Raw genomic sequence first — 18,054 nt, forward strand, 5'->3', positions numbered from 1 at the left:
TGCCCTGCTGCATGGGTTTATCAGCAGCTGGCTTTAGCGAGGTAGCGCTGCATTTCATCAGCAGGAACCATGCCGCCACCTGTCGCCCAGACAAGCTGCGTGGCCTGCTGCAGCTGCTGCGGAGTGATGCCCTGCTGTGCCAGATAAGCGGGGCTTGCCGCGATGCGCTGCGGCCCCTGCATGCCCGCCAGCGCGGAAGGTTCCAGCTGAATACCTTCCGTTTCATCCAGCATGGCAAGCAGCGTAAACAGGGTGCGATCGCTGAGCGTATAGCAGCCGTCGATCAGCTGCGCCATCGCCCGGCCGACAAAGCCGGAGGCGCGGCCCACTGCCAGTCCATCCGCAGCGGTTTTATTGTCGATACCGATATCCTGCACCGCAATACCATCGTGCAGGCCGGTGCTCATTCCCAGCAGCATACAGGGTGAATGGGTTGGCTCCGCAAAAAAGCAGTGAACGTTATCGCCAAAAGCCAGCTTCAGGCCAAAGGCGACGCCTCCCGGGCCGCCACCCACGCCACAGGGCAGATACACAAAAAGCGGATGGGAGGCATCCACAGTAATGCCTTTCTCCTTCAGCTGCTCTGGCAGGCGCAGGCCGGCAACGGCATAGCCCAGAAACAGCGTGCGTGAATTTTCATCATCAATAAAGAAGCAGTCGGGATCGGACTCCGCCGCTTTGCGGCCCTGCTCCACGGCGACGCCGTAATCCTGCTCATACTCAATCACGTGCGCTCCACGCCTGCGCAGCAGCGCTTTCTTCCACTGACGCGCATCTGCCGACATATGAACGGTAACGTGAAACCCGAGGCGGGCACTCATTATGCCGATCGAAAGGCCCAGGTTGCCCGTTGAACCTACTGCTATTTTATGCTGGCTGAAAAACTGACGGTGCGCCGGAGAAAGCAGCTGGCTGTAGTCATCGGCTGGCGTGATAAGCCCCGCCTCCAGCGCCAGCTTCTCTGCGTGCGCGAGAACTTCGTAAATGCCGCCGCGCGCTTTGATGGAACCTGAAACGGGCAGATGGCTATCTTTTTTCAGCCAGAGTCTGCCTGGCAGCGGCGCACGCTGTGCCAGCCGCGCCTGCATCGCGGGTAGAGGTACCATATCTGACTCAATAATACCGCCGCTTTCAGCCGTTTCCGGAAAGGCGGCGGCGATCAGCGGAGCGAAACGGCGCAGGCGGGCTTCGGCATCTTCAGCCTCTTCACGCGTCAGTCCCGTATGCAGGAGACCCCTCTCTGCCGTCGTCACCTGATCGTTAAACCAGATGGTTTCACGTAGCGCCCTCAGATCGCTTACCGCCGGTACAGACCGGAGTTTTTCAGTTAAATCAGTCATGGTTACTCTCATTCAGCCCGACGCATCAAAAGAAAACAGAGCGTTATTTATATGCACGCGGCTGCGCGGTGACAAACGATGGTTTTTCAACTTAACATGAGCTCAGCTAACTCAACAGGCGAGCACGCATTGTGCATTTTTATCTGCAACGTCCACGCCGGTTAAATAACTAATCGCTAAATCAGCAGTTTAAACAGTAAAGGTGAAAAATGTGTTCTCTGAGATGCGTGAAATAGAGGGTGGCCAGCTGGGACGTCTTTTCACCTTTGAAGCCGCTGCCCGCCACGGCTCGTTTGCCGGAACGGCGGCGGCGCTGGCACTGACGCCCAGCGCTGTCAGCCACCGTATCAGCCAGCTGGAAAGAGAGCTCGGTATCTCGCTGTTCACCCGTTTACACCGCAGGGTGCTGCTGACCGAAGAGGGTGAGCGGATCTTCAATGCCATGAGTACCTCACTCGACTACCTCAACCGGGAAATTCAGGGCATCAGAAATCAGGGATCCAGCGGAAGGCTTACGGTTTACAGTCGCCCGTCGTTTGCGCACGCCTGGCTTGCACCGGCGGTGGCCTCTTTTCTGGAGCAAAACCCCGCTATCGATCTCGTTATTAATACCGGAAACGAACCGGTCGACCTGCATAAAATGGGTGCCGATCTGGCCATCTGTTTTGATGCTGACGTGCCGGACAGATTTCACCTGGACCCGCTGATGGATGAACATATTATTCCGGTTTGCAGCCCGCGCTACGCTGCACAATTCAGGCTGACGGACTGCCCGGAGAATCTCCGGAGCTGTCGCCTGCTGCACGATCGTCAGGCGTGGAGTATCGATTCCGGAGAAAATGAGTGGCGGTTGTGGGCAGCGCATTTTGACGTGGATATTACGGCAGCGCGCCGTGCCGAATTCGATCAGGCAGAGCTTGCGGTTGCTGCAGCGATAAACCATGCCGGCATCGCGATGGGACGTAAGGCGCTGGTGAAACAGCGTATCGCCTCTGGCGAACTGATAACGCCTTTCCCGCGCCTGGCGCTGCTGTGCAGCGAACGGTATTACATCGCTACCCGCGCCGACAGACGCTGGCCAAAAACAGAAACCTTTATCCGCTGGCTGCAGGAAACCGCGGCGAAAGAGAAATAATTACGCTCATAGTATCGTCACGCTGGCAGAGCAGGATCACGGCGTAAACCGCGCTATTTTTAAGCAGATCGGGTATAATAGCCGGACACTTGCCCACCCTTTTTATCCTCAGCGAAACAGGCATATGGCATTTCAGAATCCGGCTCAAAACTTTATCGAAGCGCGCCTGAACCTGGGTGATATCGTCTCGCTGTCGCCCTGGTCCACCTACCTGATGCGCAGTGATACAGCCTGCCCGGAGGCGGGTATCGTCAAAGGCTCAGTGCTGGCAGTTGATCGGGCACTGACGCCGCGGCACGGTCAGATTATTGTGGCGGAATTTGAGGGTGAACTGGTGCTGCGCAGGTTGCTGCTGAAACCCGTTCCGGCGCTGCAGTCGCTGGAGAGGTCCGATGCTATCGTTCTGCTCGACGAGAACCAGCCGCTGCCGGTGTGGGGCGTGGTGGCTTATGCGCTTAATGATATCGCGGGCCAGGGGTTCACCGGGCCTGCAGGAGAATAGGTATGTTTGCGCTTGCTGATGCCAACAATTTTTACGCCTCCTGTGAAACCATTTTCAGGCCCGATCTGCGCGGCAAACCCGTTTGCGTGGTATCAAATAATGATGGCTGCGTGATTGCCCGTTCAGCTGAAGCAAAGCGCATGGGTATAAAGATGGCCGCCCCCTGGTTTAAGCATGAACGCTATTTTCGTGACAATGGCGTACACGTTTTCAGTTCTAACTATGAGCTTTATGGCGATATGTCGGCGCGGATGATGGCAATACTCGATGAGATGGCTGCCGGGCAGGAAGTCTACTCTATCGATGAAAGCTTTCTTGATGTCACGGGCATCAGCAGTTATATGCCGCTGGAGCGCTTTGGTCAGCAGATGCGCGAGCGCGTTCGCCAGGAAACCGGCCTGACCATAGGCGTAGGCTTTGGCCCGACCAAAACGCTGGCCAAGCTGGCGAATCAGGCGGCCAAGCAGTGGACGAAAACAAACGGCGTGGTCGATCTCTCCGATCCCCTGCGCCAGCAAAAATTGCTGCAGCTGACGCGCATTGGCGATATCTGGGGTATTGGCTGGCGAATCGCCCAGCGTCTGGAAGAGATGGGGATCACCACCGGGCTACATCTGGCAGAAAGTAATACCAGTACGATCCGCAAAAAATTTGATGTGATTGTTGAGCGCATTGCACGCGAGCTGCGCGGCGAATCCTGTCTGGCACTGGAGGATGCGCCGCCGCCAAAACAGCAGATCGTTAATTCACGCTCTTTCGGGCAGCGCATCACGACGCTGGATGATATGCAGCAGGCGGTTATGGCCTATGCGACCCGGGCTGCTGAAAAGCTGCGCCAGCAGGGCTCCCGCTGCCGTCATCTCACCGTCTCTGTGACGACCGGCCGCTATGGTGACGATCCCAGGTACTCTGCTACCGCGCCCGTCAGCTGGCAATATCCAACGGCGGACACGCGTGACATCGTCGCCTTTGCTTTGCAGGGGCTGAACGCTATCTGGCGCGACGGCTTTCGCTATGCCAAAGCGGGCGTAATGCTGAGCGACTTCTGGCAGTCAGGCAGCACGCAGTTTGATATGTTCAGCCAGCAGCAGCCGCGTGCCAATGCGGATGCGCTGATGACCGCTCTCGACGCCATAAACCGTTCAGGGAAAGGCAAAATCGGTTTCGCCAGCCAGACGACAGGAAACCAGGCGTGGCAGATGAAACGCAACATGCTCTCACCCCGCTATACCACTCGCCTGGCCGATATCCCTGTGATCCGATAGCAGGCTGTCGCCTCCGGCGAGTCAGTCTGCTCCTGCGCATCAAACCTTACTCTGCAGCGTGCTCTGTGAACGGCGTAATGCGGTAAGCGCAGCGTCGCGCCTGCTGCAGAATATGTTCAACGCGCTCGACTTTCGCCTCCAGCACCTCGCTGAACAGCATCAGTTCAGCGCGGCAGAATCCCTGACAGGCGGCGGCAGCGGCGCAGACAGGACAGTGATTCTCAATCAGCAAGAGCGTTCCGTCATCCTGCTCCTCGTACTCTGCCATATAGCCCTCCAGCGACCGCAGTGCCGCCAGCCGCGCCACCCGATCCCGCAGATCGACAGCATCCTGTAGCTCACGCTGGTAAGCGGCGCGGCTGCTCTGTTCGCGCAAATCTATCAGGTGATCGATCGCCTGTTCACCAAAAGCGTGCCGTACCGTATCCAGCAGCTGCACCGTCAGCGTCGCATGGGAATCCGGAAACCGCCCGTGGCCCGCCTGCGTCAGCGTCCAGAACTGCCCCGGACGTCCAACTCCTTTGCTGCGGGAGAACGACTCTACCAGCCCTGATGAGGCAAGTTTGCTGAGTTGCTGGCGTGCCGCTTCAGCCGTCATGCCCAGCGTCTCTCCCGCCTCAGCAGACTGCAGTGGCCCGCGCGTTTTCAGCAGATAAAGCAGGCGCTCTGGTGTTGCCTGTGCTCTATCGCCCGAGTTTAACAAGCGATTGCTTGACAAAATATTTTACCCTCTTTAATAATCCAAGCGTTGTCTTGTTTTATTAATGTAATGGATCCCGCTGCGCTCAGCAACGGGGCATATGACGCAACGCATGCCGGGAGGCTTATATGTCGTCAGGACAAGAAGGAAGCTGGAGTGAATTACTGGGAGGCAAAAACCTGTTTTTTGCTATTGCGCTTTCAGGCGGCGTTGCACTGCACGCCATTAATGTTTACATCGCCACTACGGTGCTTCCCTCCGTCATCAGGGAGATAGGCGGACTCCACCTCTATGCATGGAACACAACGCTGTTTGTCGTCGCCTCAATACTGGGCTCAGCGCTGACCGCGCGTCTGCTGGCGGTGACGGGCGCGCGACAGGCCTATCTGCTGGCGGCGCTGCTTTTTATCGCGGGTAGTCTGGTCTGCGCACTGGCGCCCGCTATGCCGGTAATGCTGGCGGGTCGGGCGCTACAGGGGCTGGGCGGTGGTTTTCTGTTCGCGCTCTGCTATGCCATGATCTATGCCGTTTTTGAGGAAAAGCTCTGGCCGCGCGCGATGGCGCTGATCTCCGGCATGTGGGGCGTGGCGACGCTTCTGGGCCCGGCGGCCGGAGGAATATTTGCTGAAATGGACGCCTGGCGCATGGCGTTTGGCATACTGATCCCCGTCACGCTGAGTTATATGCTGCTGGTGTGGCTGATTTTCCCTGCTCATAATCGTACCGATACTTCCCACACCGGAAAGCTCCCCTGGATGCAGCTGCTGTTACTGGTTGCGGCCGTTATGACCGTGAGCGCAGCGAGCATGTCCTCTGACATTGCGGTGAATATAGCCGGGATATGTGCGGCGGTTATTCTGCTGCTGCTGTTAATTCGCCAGGAGTTTATCAGTGAAACACGCCTGTTACCGCGTAATGCGCTGCGCCTCAACTCGCCTCTGCTGGCGCTCTATATCACCATGGCACTGCTCATTATCGGTATGACCAGTGAAACCTTTGTACCCTATTTTCTTCAAATCCTGCATGGGCAGACGCCGCTGATCTCGGGCTATGTGGCGGCGCTGATGGCCGCAGGCTGGACGGTATCGGAGATCTGGAGCTCCGGCTGGCAGACGCGGGGCATTAAGCGCGCAATTGCCGCAGGACCGGCGCTGGTTCTGGCGGGTATGGTGCTGCTGGCTATTGTGACGCCACGCTCAGCCAGCAGCAGCGGACAGATACTTGTGCTGATCGGGACAGGACTGGCGCTGATTGGTTTTGGTATCGGGCTGGGCTGGCCCCATTTACTGACGCGCATCCTGCAGGTGGCTCCCGCAGACGATCAGGATGCCGCAGCCACCTCCATCACTACGGTTCAGCTGTTTGCTACCGCTCTGGGTTCTGCCATCGCCGGTATGCTCGCTAACGCCGGAGGCCTGTCGGCGCCGGGGGGAATCGCTGGCGCCTCCTCTGCGGCCTGGCTGCTTTTTGCCGTTATGGCAGCCGCCCCGCTGCTCTCTCTGCTGAGTGCTAAAAAGGTGCTCACCGGATTTAAGCAGCAGAAAACCAGCTAAAGCCGGAGCGCCTCTGACAGTTGTCAGAGGCGCTTTATCTGGCGCAGAACGTTATGCGTAATACAGACGTTACCGACGGGCTGAGCGAGATAACAGAAAGCGTCAGCCCTGCTGCACTGCACGCTGTTCGCTCTCATTCATCGCACGATGCAGGGTTGCAAGCAGCGGTTCAATGTCGAGCGGCTTGGTAAAAATAGCAAACGCTCCCTCCTGAAACGTGCTGCGGCAGACGTCAAGCGTACCATACGCGGTCATAAGGATAACCGGCAGCAGCGGATGACGGGCGCGCTGTTCGGTCAGCCAGTTAAGCCCATCCATGCCGGGCAGCCGCATATCCACCAGCAGACAGCCGCGCAGCGGCAGCGCTTCTGCACTGGCAACGGCGTCGAACGTCGCCAGATCGCCGAAGTCAGCCACCTCGTAATCTACGGTTTTCAGCAGAAATCCCAGCGACTCCCTTACTGACAAATCATCATCCACTAACCACACTTTCGCGCTCATTCCATTACTCCGCCACCGGGAAAATTAACGTTATCTCTGCACCATATCTGGCGCGATTTATCAGCACCCGCTGACCGTTCAGGTACAGCGCCGGGCGCATTTGCAGAAAAACCTGGTACTGACTGGCGAAGACAGATTGCGGCTGCCAGCCTCTATTTCAGAAAAGTTCGTAGCCTGCCTCAGGGTTGTTCTTCCGTTATCGTGCAGCAGAAGCGACATGTTGCCGTAAGGCTGCAGTGCAATAAGAGAGGTCAGCCTGAACGATAAAAAGTGCCTGCAGCATGGCTGACAACAGCCTGCAGCACGGCTGCCGGAAACCTGTCGCGCGCAGCGCAATGCGCTGTTCCTGAGGCGGCAGCGGTGCTTCACTTAAAGATGCGCGATCTTTTCATATCCCTTCCCGGAACGCCATCGGCACAAGTCTGGATAACGCAGCCGCCAATACCACAATTAACTGGGGGATTCGCTTTAAAACATTCAGGCTTCTTTCTGTGGCAGGGGGTGATGCTCAGTCAGCCGTTACCCGCGTGCAGGATGCTAAAACAGGTCGTATGGTTCGGCTGGCAGCAGCGTAAATGCCCGTTTCATTATGCGCGCCTCCTCTGCCGGACTGCGGCCAAACAGGCGTTTAAATTCGCGGCTGAACTGTGAGTCACTTTCGTAGCCTGTACGCGCAGCTGCCCCGGCTGCGGTCAGGTTCTGCTGGATCAGCATCAGTCGTGCACGATGTAAGCGCAGTGATTTAAGATACTGAATGGGTGAAGTTTGTGTAACGGTTTTAAAGTGCAGATGAAAACGCGGCACGCTCATGCCCGCCTCACGGGCAAGTTGCGTAACGTTTATAGGCTGCTGCCAGTTATCATGGATTTGCTGTAGCGCCCGGGCAATGCGGCCAAAATGGCCCTGATACGCCAGCGCGGCGCGTACAGCGGCACCCTGCTGCCCCATCAGAATGCGAAAGCAGATCTCTTCCACACGGGCCGGCCCCAGTATCCGCGTCTCAAGCGGATCCCGTAATGCCTGAAGCAGTGCCAGCGTACTCTGTAGCAGTGTGCTATCCAGCGGCGTGGAGATAATAGCAGCCGTCGCCCTCTCTTCACCCGCAGGCTTTGCCGGCACCTGCGCGATGAGTTTCGCCAGTACGTTAACGTCAAAACGGATCGCCAGGCCCAGCAGCGGCTCAGCGGACGTCGCTTCAGTCTCCGCTGAGAATGGCAGAGGCACAGATAATACCAGATAGTGTTGCGCGTCATAGCGGTAGACATTATCCGCCAGAAAGGCACGCTTAGCGCCCTGGCAGATAATGATGATGCCCGGCTCATAAAGTACCGGCGTGCGCGCCCACTGCTGATTAGCCCGCATAAATAACACGCTATCCAGCAGGGATTTTGTATATCCCTCCTGCGGTGCCAGCTGGTTAAGCAAAGTGCAAATCTGCTGTTGCACGTCATTCATCACACGTTCTCCCGGATAGTTGAATTCCTGCTTAGTCACAAGGCGCAGCGCGCGGCTCGCTCTGCGAGAGGATCAGGCAAAGATGCGCAGTGAATAGGTCTGTTGACGATTGCGGCATTTTTCAACAATAGCAGGGTACTTCACACGAGGAAAAAAAGATGACTGATGCAAAAGCGAAAGTAATTATTCTGACCGGCGCCAGCAGCGGTATCGGTGAAGCCATCGCCCGCTATCTGGCCAGGCAGGGTCACAGGCTGATCCTTGGTGCACGCCGGGCCACACGTCTGGCATCGTTGTGTGATGAGCTGCAGCAGCAGGGTGCCCGGATAGATTATCTGACGACAGATGTGACGCAGCGCGCTGATACACAGGCATTAGCCCGTCTGGCCATTGAAAAATATGGGCGGATTGATGTGATGATTAACAATGCGGGCGTGATGCCGCTCTCTCCGATGGCTTCACTGAAAGTTGAAGAGTGGGACCAGATGCTGGATGTTAATGTGCGCGGCGTGCTTTACGGCATCGCTGCAGTACTGCCCGCAATGCAGCAGCAGCAGGCGGGGCACATTATCAATATCGCGTCAATCGGGGCGCTTACGGTCTCACCCACCGCGGCGGTTTACTGCGCCACTAAATTTGCCGTCCGCGCTATTTCTGAGGGATTACGGCAGGAGTCGTCCGCTCTGCGCGTTACCGTTATCAATCCAGGCGTAGTGGAATCTGAGCTGGCTGACAGCATCACTGACGATGTGGCCCAGGAGGCGATGCGCAGCTTTCGGGCTATCGCCCTTAAACCGGAATCGATAGCGCAGGCGGTCAGCTGGGCTATCGATCAGCCTGGCGAGGTTGACGTCAGTGAAATCACGCTGCGCCCTACTGCCAGCCCGTTTTAAGCCATAAAAATTCTGGCGATTTCAGGCTGAAATTTCAGGCATCGACGCGCGGGCGTCGTTATAACCAGCCCGCGCGCTTCAGCCGCCACCACATAATGCAGCAGATAAGCAGCGTTGATCCCAGCGCCACCGGATAACCAAAATGGCTGTGCAGCTCCGGCATGTCGGAAAAGTTCATGCCATACATACTGAATACAATTGTTGGCACAATCAAAATGGCGCCCCAGCCCGCCAGCTTCTTATTCACTTCACTTTGCTGTACAGAGACCAGTGCGAGGTTGACCTGCATAGCACTGGCCAGCGTTTCACGCATATCCTCTGCATCGATCATGACGTGATGCGCGTGATCCTGCACATCGCGCAGATAGGCGCGCAGATTTTTTGGGATAATATCTTCATGGAAACGAACCAGCTGCGGACAGATTTCAGTGACCGGCATCGCGGCGTTGCGCAGCGCCAGCAGCTGGCGTCGCAGATGGTAGACCTGCTCCAGCGCGTGGTTATCAAAGCGCGTGGAAAACATCCCATCTTCGAGATTACCGATACGCTCGCTGAGCGTTTGTGTGATTTTACTGTAGTTGTCTACGATAAAATCGAGGATACAGTAGAGTGCATAGCCTGGCCCCTGGCACAGCATGGCGTGATTCTTTTCCGCTTTTTCCCGGATTGCGGCATAGCCTTCCCGCGATCCATGGCGTACCGTAATCAGGAAATTTTTGCCCAGAAAGAAGTGCGTTTCACCAAACGTGATGTGCTGCTGCGCCTGCATATACGCCGTTTTGACCACGATAAATACCGATTCGCCATACTGTTCAATCTTAGGACGCTGATGCGCCAGCAGAGCATCTTCGATCGCCAGCTCGTGCAGCCCGAATTCCTCCTGCAGCTTTTGCATAAAAGCGGGTTCGGGCTGGTATAACCCAAGCCAGACGAACGATTTATCTTCTTTCAGGATATCGCTGATCTCTGCAACATCGACATGCTCTTGCCGCTCGCCATGACGATAGACCACGCAGTTGACGATCTCATCTGCATGATTGTCGGTTCGTTCCTGCTTTTCCATTTTTGCCTCAATCCTGCTCTGGCTTACTCTGTCGCTCTCTGAAGGGATCCGGAAGCGACGCCTTATACTGTTAGGGTAGCAAAAGCCGTGGCAGGCGGATATTGCCAGCCTGAAAAGTCGTTACGGCACGCCCAGATAACGCAGTAATCCCGTCATCGCTGCGGCTCCTGCGATAACCAGAATCAACGGCGTCCGTCGCCATGCCAGAAAAACAGCAAACAGAACGCCTGCTACCCGTGCGATGCCGGCAAAGTGCGTTCCTTCAAACAGTGCGGTTGTGACCGCCACCGCCAGCAACAGGACCGTGGCAGCATCTGACAGCATATTGCGCGTTTTTTCTGACATCGGCAGCCGGCTGCCGAGACGGTATCCGGCAAAACGGATAGCGTACGTTCCGACGGCCAGCAGCGCGATACCGGCAATGACCAGACTATTGTCCATCTTTACGCTCCCGCCAGCTCAGCAACCCCAGCAGGGAAAAGAGCACCGGCATTCCTGCCGGTACAAAAGGCGTGACCGCGACAGAGAGTGCGGTCCCGGCCAGCGCCGGAATGCGTGTCCGCCGTTTGCGCAGCGCCGGAAAAATCAGCGCAATCAGGATCGCCGGGAAAACCGCATCCAGCCCGATGGCGGAAACGTCAGGAATAAAGCGGCCAATCATGGCGCCGCCGATAACGGTGAGTGGCCAGACCGCAAAAATACCGAGTCCGCACAGCCAGTAGGCAACCCGGCGCTGCTGCAGCCCCGGTTGCGAGATACCAAATACCACGCTCTCATCGTTCATGATATGGCAGCCAAGGAGGCTGCGGCCTCCCTGCCCCACCAGATCTTTTACCGCAATGCCAAACGGCAGATGGCGCGCATTGACCAGCAACCCGGCGGCGGCGGCAGTGAGCGGGCTTCCGCCACCAGCAACAACGCCGATAAACAGAAATTCCGAAGCGCCTGCCAGCACCAGCGTAGAGAGCGCTATCGGCACCCAGAGCGGAAAACCCTGTGCAGCGGCCAGCGAGCCATAGGAGAGGCCCACAATACCGTCTGCCAGACAAACCAGAACAATCGCTTTTATCACGCCGCGATCAAGCACGTTAATCCCCGCACGCATCACATATTGATCTCATACCGAACAGTAAAGACAGTATAATGAACGTTCAGAAATTGTTTTACAAGATGAACAAACGTTCGATAAAACGAACAGGAGCTGCTGTGACACCACCGATTGATACTATTGCCGCCGGGCTGATCCGCGAGCGGCAGCGTGCCGGACTTTCACTGACTGAAGTGGCTCGCCGTGCGGGTGTGGCAAAATCAACGCTCTCACAACTGGAAGCGGGCAACGGCAATCCCAGTATCGAAACCCTCTGGGCGCTCTGTGTCGCGTTAAATATTCCTTTCGCCCGCCTGCTGGAACCAGAGGTAAAACGTCTGCAGGTTATTCGCAAAGGTGAAGGGATGATTGTGTCGGCTGAACTGGCTGATTATCAGGCGGCTCTGCTCGCCAGCTGCCCGCCAGGCGGGCGACGCGACCTCTATCTGGTGACCAGTCAGCCAGGCGCGCCGCGCGCTTCAAAGCCGCATCCGCCCGGTTCGGTTGAGCACGTTATCATTGCCCGCGGGCGGGCCAGGGTAGGACCCAGCGATGCGCCGGTGGAGCTGAATCCTGGCGATTACATCTGCTATCCCGCTGATGAACCCCACGTGTTTGAAGCACTGGAAGCCGATACCATGGCGGTGCAACTCTCTGAGCAGAACTGATATCGCCTGAGCCTGAATAAACGCGTCCTGCCTGACGTGTACGCAACGTTCACTGTAATCAGTAAAGCGCGCCCGTAACAGGCGCGCTTTATGGCGATCAGCGATTGACCAGTTTTGCCGGCAGTGCCAGCACCAGCAGGCAGCTGAGCAATAAACAGGCAGCAAACAGCCACAGCGCCCCGTCGCTGCTGCCGGTCATATCCAGCGCGATTCCCATAACAGAATTACTGACCAGGCCTGCAATATTGGCAATTGAGCAGGCGAGCGCAAAACCTGCGGCGGCGGCAGTACCGGTCAGAAAGGTTGCGGGCAGGCTGAAGAAAACCGGCACGGCACCAATAATCATCGCCTGCGCAATGGAAAATAGCAGCACGGTTACAGCCACATTACTGCTCCAGAAGGGCGCGCAGGCCATTGCGGCTGCACCGATGATAAAAGGAACAATAATATGCCAGCGGCGTTCGCGCAGCCTGTCTGAGCTGGCTCCAATCAGCAGCATGCCAGCCAGCGCGGCCAGACTTGGGACCGCCGTAAGATAACCAATCGTGGTGAGATCGGTGGAGCCTGCTTTTTTCAGCAGCGTCGGTAACCAGAAGCCCATTGCGTAAGCGCTGAGCAGTATGGAGAAATCGATTCCGCCCAGCATCACCACCCGCAGATTAAGCAGGCCATCCCGCAGCCGGTGTTTCGCTTCAGCAGCTTCGCCCGCATCGCTGCGGAGTTCATCAGCAATGACCTGTTTTTCCTGAACGCTAAGCCAGGATGCCTCTGCCGGGCCATCCGGCAGCATTCGCAGCGTCATCAGCCCCAGCAGAATACTCGGCAGGCCCTCCAGCAGAAACAGCCACTGCCAGCCATGCAGCCCGTGCAGTTTGTCGAAGTGCGTCATGATCCAGCCTGATAGAGGGCCGCCAATGATACTGGAAAGTGGCAAACCCAGCATAAACAGCGCAATAATGCGGCCGCGTCGCCATGAGGGAAACCAGCGGGTCAGATAAAACAGCACGCCCGGCAGAAACCCTGCTTCTGCCACGCCCAGTAAAAAGCGGATCGTATAGAACTGACCGGGAGTTTTTACCAGCAGGGTTAACGCCGAGAGCACTCCCCAGCTGATCATGATCCGCGCGATCCAGATCCGTGCGCCGGTGCGTTGCAGAAACAGGTTGCTTGGCACTTCAAACAGAATGTAACCCACAAAAAACAGACCCGCACCCAGACCAAACGCCGTTTCGCTTAGCGCTAAGTCGCTTGCCATCTGCAGCTTGGCAAAACCAATATTAATGCGATCCAGGTAGGCTGCCAGATAACACAGGCAGAGAAACGGGATCAGTTTTAACGTTATTTTTCGATAGATGGCGGCACTTTCCCGCCGCGACTGGATTACTGAAGGATCGGCTACTGCGCTCATCACTCTCTCCGCGTACCATGACTCTGAACAGGGACGGTCAACCGGGTAGTGTGTCACCCGTTCGCATAAATATGACCGCGCGAGAGTAGCGGTAATTATCACCCTGCGCCACTACTTCCTGCGGCGGGCGAGCGGCGTGGCGGTAACGGGGAGATCGGCGTCGCGGATCACGCCAGCGTGTCCCTGCAAACGCAGCAGGCGCGCGGTATCAAGCAGCGAGCGGGCGCCGCTGTCCCCTTTTAACTCACTAAGTGCCGGGCCATATTCTGCCGCAAAGCCTACCGGGTGGCCGGGTTTGTTCTGCCAGCAAAAACGGGCCTGGGAGGCCCCTTCGGAGAGTGCGCCGGCGATACGCTGATGATCTTCTGCAGTAACCCATGCCATATCGCCGGGCTGAATCAGCCAGCCAGACCAGTGCGGCACAGCGCGAACGGCAGCGGCAATCGTCTCGCCACTGCCTGCACTGCTGACACACAGCACCGGTATCGCCTGCGCGGCAGCCAGCGCCCGTATTGCGGTATATTCAGGTCGCGTTACCAGCAGAAGCGGCAGCCCGCTGCGTTGTGCTGCATGCAGCGTCATACCGAGCACAGGATGGGGTGTTCCGGTGCTGTCAGGCAAGAGGGCAAGCAGCTTATTGCCTTTTCCGCCCGCCTGCTGAAAACGTGTTCCCTGCCCTGCTGCAAGGATGATAATGCCCGGACTTTTCATGTTGCTGGCTACCTGAAAATCGTGAGGCGCATAGTATTGCGCGCCTCAGGGCAGTTAGCGACGGTTTTTCCATACTGTCTGGATATTGCAGAACTCGTGTACGCCAAAACTGGAGAGCTCACGGCCATAGCCGCTCTTTTTAACGCCGCCAATCGCGACGCGCGGATCGGATGCGCCGTTGCCGTTGATAAATACCGCTCCTGTTTCCAGCCGCTCTGCCAGCCAGCTGGTCACCGACTCATCGCGGCTCCAGACGGTGGCACTCAGACCGAAATCGCTGTTGTTAGCCAGCGCAAGGGCGTGTTCTGCATTACGCGCCGTAGTGATTGCCGCGACCGGGCCAAATATTTCCTGCTGAAATGCTGTCATCTCCGGCGTCACATCAGCCAGAATGGTAGGGGCATAGTAATTTCCTTCCCCCTCAATTTTATGACCGCCCAGCACCAGACGTGCGCCCTCTTTGAGCGTTTGCTGCACCTGCCCATCCAGTTCATCACGCAGATCGTAGCGTGCCATCGGACCGATAAAGGTCTGCTCATCAAGCGGATCGCCAGTTTTCAGTGCGGCTACGGCCTGGCTGAAACGCGCTTCAAACTCGGCGGCGATACTCTCTTCGATGATAAAGCGCTTCGCTGCCATGCATACCTGTCCGGTATTCTGATAGCGGCCCACCACGGCTGAAGCGACAGCAGCGTCAAGATCTGCGTCGGCCAGTACGATGAAAGGATCGGCACCGCCCAGCTCCAGTACTGTTTTCTTCAGTACCGCACCGGCCTGTGCTGCGATAGCGGCGCCTGCGCGTACGCTCCCGGTGACTGCAACGGCTGCAACGCGTGAATCGCTGATTGCTGCTGAAACGCCGTCGTTATCCGTATTGATAACGGTAAAAGCACCGTGCGGCAGTTCTGTTGCCTCAAACAGTTCAGCCATCAGATAAGCTGATCCCATTACGCTGGGTGCATGTTTTAACAGATAGGTATTGCCGGCAAGCAGCATGCTGACAGCGCCACGCAGCACCTGCCAGTAAGGAAAATTCCACGGCATCACAGCCAGTATGACGCCCAGTGGTCTGAATGACTGCCACGCCTGCTGACCTTCTACCGGAGCTGGTTTATCAGCAATCATGGCCGGGCCATGTTCGGCATACCAGTCACATAAGCTGGCACATTTCAGGACTTCTGCACGTGCCTGGGCAACAGGTTTACCCATTTCCCGTGTTGCCATAGTGGCCAGTTCATCCTGACGCTGACGCAGCTGTTCACCCAGCTGGCGCAGTACCTTCACACGCTGTTCAATCGTTGTATTACGCCACAGCTCAGCGGCTTCAGCGCTCTGTGCAAGAGAGCGATCAAGTTCCTCAGCGGTCTGGAGTGGATACGTTGCGAGAATGGCACCCGTTACAGGATTACGTGAAATCACATGGTCAGTCATCAGAATTCCTCAGTACATTGCTGTTGATCGTGCCTGTTACGATACGCCCGATTACTATTGATATAAAATGAATAATATTGAGCAAGTTGTTCTCTAATTGAAATCAACTAAGAGCGGGTCTCTATAGTGGGATCCTGAGTTATCCACTTATACATAAACCAGATCCCAATAAGAGATCATAAAGAGATCAAAGATAGATCCTAAGAGATCCCCGATCGTCGCAGGCCGCACCACACAAGGCCTCAAAGGGTGATCATGTTCACTATAATCAGTAAAGCATTCACTGTAATCAGTGCTATATTCACTGTACTCTGTGGAATATTCACTATAATCAGTGCTAATGTTCACTGTAATCAGAAAACGATCCCTTTCATCCACAAAATGAAGATCTCATGCCATGGCAGACAAAGAGAGTAAAAACAAGGCGTTACTGGAACCTTTTCTGTCGGTGACAAAAAACAGTGGCGAAGTTATCCAGCTCCATCCTAACAAGAATAATACTGTCCAGCCTGTGGCACTGATGCGTCTGGGATTGTTTGTTCCCACCCTTAAATCCACTGCTCGCGGCAAATCCGGGGCTATGGCCTCCACTGATGCGACCAAAGAGCTGAAAAACCTCTCGCTGGTAAAAGCGGAAGGGTATGAGAAGATCACCATAACCGGTGCCAGACTGGATATGGATAACGATTTCAAAACCTGGGCAGGGATTATTCAATCATTCTCCCGTTATCCGACCAAAGGCGACACGGTCACGCTACCTTTTATCGATTTCGTTAAGATGTGTGGTATTCCGTCAGCGAACTCCTCTGCAGCCCTGCGCAGGCGCCTGGATGCCTCATTACGGCGCATTGCAACCAATACGCTCTCTTTTGAAGGTAACGGCAAGGCTTATCATACTCACCTTGTACAATCTGCCTATTACGATCGGGAAAAAGATCTGGTTCGCATTCAGGCCGATCCGAAGCTGTTTGAGTTATATAACTTTGATCACAAGGTTCTGCTTCAGTTGCGGGCCATTTCGCGCCTGAAACGTAAAGAGTCTGCTCAGGCGCTCTATACCTATCTGGAAAGCCTTCCTGTTAATCCGGCCCCTATCTCGCTGGCGCGACTGCGTATGCGTCTTAACCTGGGATCGAAAACCACCACGCAGAACCATGTGGTGCGGCGTGCTATGGAGCAGCTGAAAGAGATAGGCTATCTCGACTATTCCGAGATTAAGCGTGGACGTTCCGTGTTTTTCATCATCCATAGCAGGACGCCCAAGCTGGATGGTATCGGAAATCTGGAGAGCATCGACGTGCTGGATGAGATCGAGTTTGACGACGAGTCGTGATGTTCACTGTAATCAGCAAAACATCTTTTCCCGCCGCTGTGCCGTATCAGCCGTGCAGCGCTACTCTGCTCCTTAATGTTCCCCATGCAGGCTGGCTGTTCACTGTAATCAGTAACGTTCACTGTAAACAGCAGGCTTCTTTAGCCAGGCTGGGAACAATCAGGCACGGTATGCACCAGACGTGGCATAAATTGATAGTAAGCACTAACATATCTTTTCAGGCAGCTTAATCCCGCTCTGTTTACTGATTACAGTGAACGCCTGCTAACCCTCTGCCCTGCCCTGCTGTGACCACTGTATAGAGTACACAGTTGCTGTTCACTGTAATCAGCAGAGGGCCAGATAGCGTTACGACAGCTGAAAGCAATACCTTTTACGGCCCGCTCTATTGCCCAGGCCGCCTGCGGACCTGTCTGCTGATTATAGTGAACGCTGCCAGCGATAAGACGGGCCGTTACTGACTACAGTGAATGTGGCCAGGCTTTACTGCAGTGAGAGCGGGCATCCGCTACTGATTACAGTGAACGTGCTGCGTATAGACGATCCAGGCGCCGGTGATACTAAACGACCGCGTTCTGTGGCTCTCCTGATTACAGTGAACGTTACAGCCAGAGAGAGGCTAATTTGCCGGAGAATGCTGACTACAGTGAATGCTGCCGAAGAGGGTCTCCTCTGTTTTTAACAGCTGACTATTGACTACAGTGAACGTGCAGAGAGATACCGGCCAGAGCCTGCTTCACACAGCGTGTTTGCAGCAGCCTGCAGTGAATCTTTTACTGATTACAGTGAACGCTGCGCCCTCATTTACTGATTACAGTGAATCTTTGGACTTCCGACTTATATCTGAACGCCTGCAACTTTACGTTTGCTGATTACAGTGAACGTTTAGCGGCTACTGATTACAGTGAATGCTGCGGGCAATACATTCTGCAGGCATAATTAAGAATTCCGGTTTACAGGATAAGTAATTGCCTTATGTGCAGGATTTAAGTATAAAGTCATAAATCCT

At 55.8% G+C, this 18,054-nt stretch carries 17 protein-coding genes; 7 read left to right on the forward strand and 10 right to left on the reverse strand.

Annotation, left to right across the window (positions count from 1 at the left end):
- Nucleotides 1-20 precede the first annotated feature (20 nt).
- Nucleotides 21-1,340: a D-serine ammonia-lyase gene (locus FS690_RS12515; protein WP_071668107.1), complete on the reverse strand. Its 1,320-nt coding sequence runs from the start codon at nt 1,338-1,340 to the stop codon at nt 21-23.
- 211 nt (nt 1,341-1,551) lie between these two features.
- Between FS690_RS12515 and dsdC the strand changes: the two genes are divergently transcribed.
- The 3 genes from dsdC to umuC all read left to right on the forward strand — a co-directional run bounded on the left by dsdC (nt 1,552) and on the right by umuC (nt 4,242).
- Nucleotides 1,552-2,475, forward strand: a complete 924-nt coding sequence (gene dsdC, locus FS690_RS12520; protein WP_255471494.1) for a DNA-binding transcriptional regulator DsdC — start codon at nt 1,552-1,554, stop codon at nt 2,473-2,475.
- Between the two features lie 124 nt (nt 2,476-2,599).
- The gene (locus FS690_RS12525; protein WP_040113719.1) at nt 2,600-2,977 is read left to right on the forward strand and encodes a peptidase; all 378 of its coding nucleotides are present in this window, start codon (nt 2,600-2,602) and stop codon (nt 2,975-2,977) included.
- Between the two features lie 2 nt (nt 2,978-2,979).
- Nucleotides 2,980-4,242 carry a translesion error-prone DNA polymerase V subunit UmuC gene (gene umuC, locus FS690_RS12530; protein WP_094110791.1) on the forward strand — a complete coding sequence of 421 codons (1,263 nt, stop codon included), beginning with the start codon at nt 2,980-2,982 and terminating at the stop codon, nt 4,240-4,242.
- Nucleotides 4,243-4,288: 46 nt separating this feature from the next.
- On the opposite strand, the gene FS690_RS12535 is transcribed toward umuC, so the two are convergent.
- Nucleotides 4,289-4,960 carry a metalloregulator ArsR/SmtB family transcription factor gene (locus FS690_RS12535; RefSeq protein ID WP_071668109.1) on the reverse strand — a complete coding sequence of 224 codons (672 nt, stop codon included), beginning with the start codon at nt 4,958-4,960 and terminating at the stop codon, nt 4,289-4,291.
- Nucleotides 4,961-5,070: 110 nt separating this feature from the next.
- On the opposite strand from FS690_RS12535, the gene FS690_RS12540 reads away from it, so the two are divergent.
- Nucleotides 5,071-6,495, forward strand: a complete 1,425-nt coding sequence (locus FS690_RS12540; protein WP_145339701.1) for an MFS transporter — start codon at nt 5,071-5,073, stop codon at nt 6,493-6,495.
- A 102-nt stretch (nt 6,496-6,597) separates the two neighbouring features.
- Here the strand turns inward: FS690_RS12540 and FS690_RS12545 are convergent, their stop codons facing one another.
- Both FS690_RS12545 and FS690_RS12550 read right to left on the reverse strand, forming a co-directional pair.
- Nucleotides 6,598-6,996 carry a response regulator transcription factor gene (locus FS690_RS12545; RefSeq protein ID WP_145339702.1) on the reverse strand — a complete coding sequence of 133 codons (399 nt, stop codon included), beginning with the start codon at nt 6,994-6,996 and terminating at the stop codon, nt 6,598-6,600.
- 537 nt (nt 6,997-7,533) lie between these two features.
- A complete protein-coding gene (locus tag FS690_RS12550; RefSeq protein WP_186368989.1) occupies nt 7,534-8,451 on the reverse strand; it encodes an AraC family transcriptional regulator in 918 nt (305 codons plus the stop codon).
- Nucleotides 8,452-8,609: 158 nt separating this feature from the next.
- Here FS690_RS12550 and FS690_RS12555 point away from each other — a divergent pair, with 158 nt between their 5' ends.
- A complete protein-coding gene (locus FS690_RS12555) occupies nt 8,610-9,344 on the forward strand; it encodes an SDR family oxidoreductase (RefSeq protein WP_040113735.1) in 735 nt (244 codons plus the stop codon).
- 58 nt (nt 9,345-9,402) lie between these two features.
- On the opposite strand, the gene corA is transcribed toward FS690_RS12555, so the two are convergent.
- From corA to FS690_RS12570, 3 genes are all read right to left on the reverse strand, one after another.
- Complete coding sequence (gene corA / locus FS690_RS12560; protein WP_094110794.1) at nt 9,403-10,407, reverse strand: magnesium/cobalt transporter CorA; 1,005 nt, start codon at nt 10,405-10,407, stop codon at nt 9,403-9,405.
- Between the two features lie 120 nt (nt 10,408-10,527).
- Nucleotides 10,528-10,848, reverse strand: a complete 321-nt coding sequence (locus FS690_RS12565) for an AzlD domain-containing protein (RefSeq protein ID WP_040113737.1) — start codon at nt 10,846-10,848, stop codon at nt 10,528-10,530.
- The gene (locus tag FS690_RS12570; RefSeq protein ID WP_071668113.1) at nt 10,838-11,512 is read right to left on the reverse strand and encodes an AzlC family ABC transporter permease; all 675 of its coding nucleotides are present in this window, start codon (nt 11,510-11,512) and stop codon (nt 10,838-10,840) included. Before FS690_RS12570 ends, FS690_RS12565 begins: the two co-directional genes overlap by 11 nt.
- A gap of 101 nt (nt 11,513-11,613) precedes the next feature.
- Here FS690_RS12570 and FS690_RS12575 point away from each other — a divergent pair, with 101 nt between their 5' ends.
- A complete protein-coding gene (locus FS690_RS12575; protein ID WP_040113746.1) occupies nt 11,614-12,162 on the forward strand; it encodes a helix-turn-helix domain-containing protein in 549 nt (182 codons plus the stop codon).
- 97 nt (nt 12,163-12,259) lie between these two features.
- Here FS690_RS12575 and FS690_RS12580 read toward each other — a convergent pair whose 3' ends face one another.
- The 3 genes from FS690_RS12580 to FS690_RS12590 all read right to left on the reverse strand — a co-directional run bounded on the left by FS690_RS12580 (nt 12,260) and on the right by FS690_RS12590 (nt 15,712).
- The gene (locus tag FS690_RS12580) at nt 12,260-13,570 is read right to left on the reverse strand and encodes an MFS transporter (RefSeq protein WP_071668114.1); all 1,311 of its coding nucleotides are present in this window, start codon (nt 13,568-13,570) and stop codon (nt 12,260-12,262) included.
- A gap of 111 nt (nt 13,571-13,681) precedes the next feature.
- Nucleotides 13,682-14,281: an NTP transferase domain-containing protein gene (locus tag FS690_RS12585; protein ID WP_145339704.1), complete on the reverse strand. Its 600-nt coding sequence runs from the start codon at nt 14,279-14,281 to the stop codon at nt 13,682-13,684.
- Between the two features lie 54 nt (nt 14,282-14,335).
- On the reverse strand, nt 14,336-15,712 hold the full coding sequence (locus tag FS690_RS12590) for an aldehyde dehydrogenase family protein (protein WP_145339705.1): 1,377 nt from the start codon (nt 15,710-15,712) through the stop codon (nt 14,336-14,338).
- Between the two features lie 397 nt (nt 15,713-16,109).
- Here FS690_RS12590 and FS690_RS12595 point away from each other — a divergent pair, with 397 nt between their 5' ends.
- Complete coding sequence (locus FS690_RS12595) at nt 16,110-17,045, forward strand: RepB family plasmid replication initiator protein (protein WP_040113754.1); 936 nt, start codon at nt 16,110-16,112, stop codon at nt 17,043-17,045.
- Nucleotides 17,046-18,054: the final 1,009 nt, after the last annotated feature.

It is taken from the genome of Pantoea sp. PSNIH1 (assembly GCF_007680655.1).
Lineage (GTDB): Bacteria > Pseudomonadota > Gammaproteobacteria > Enterobacterales > Enterobacteriaceae > Pantoea > Pantoea eucrina.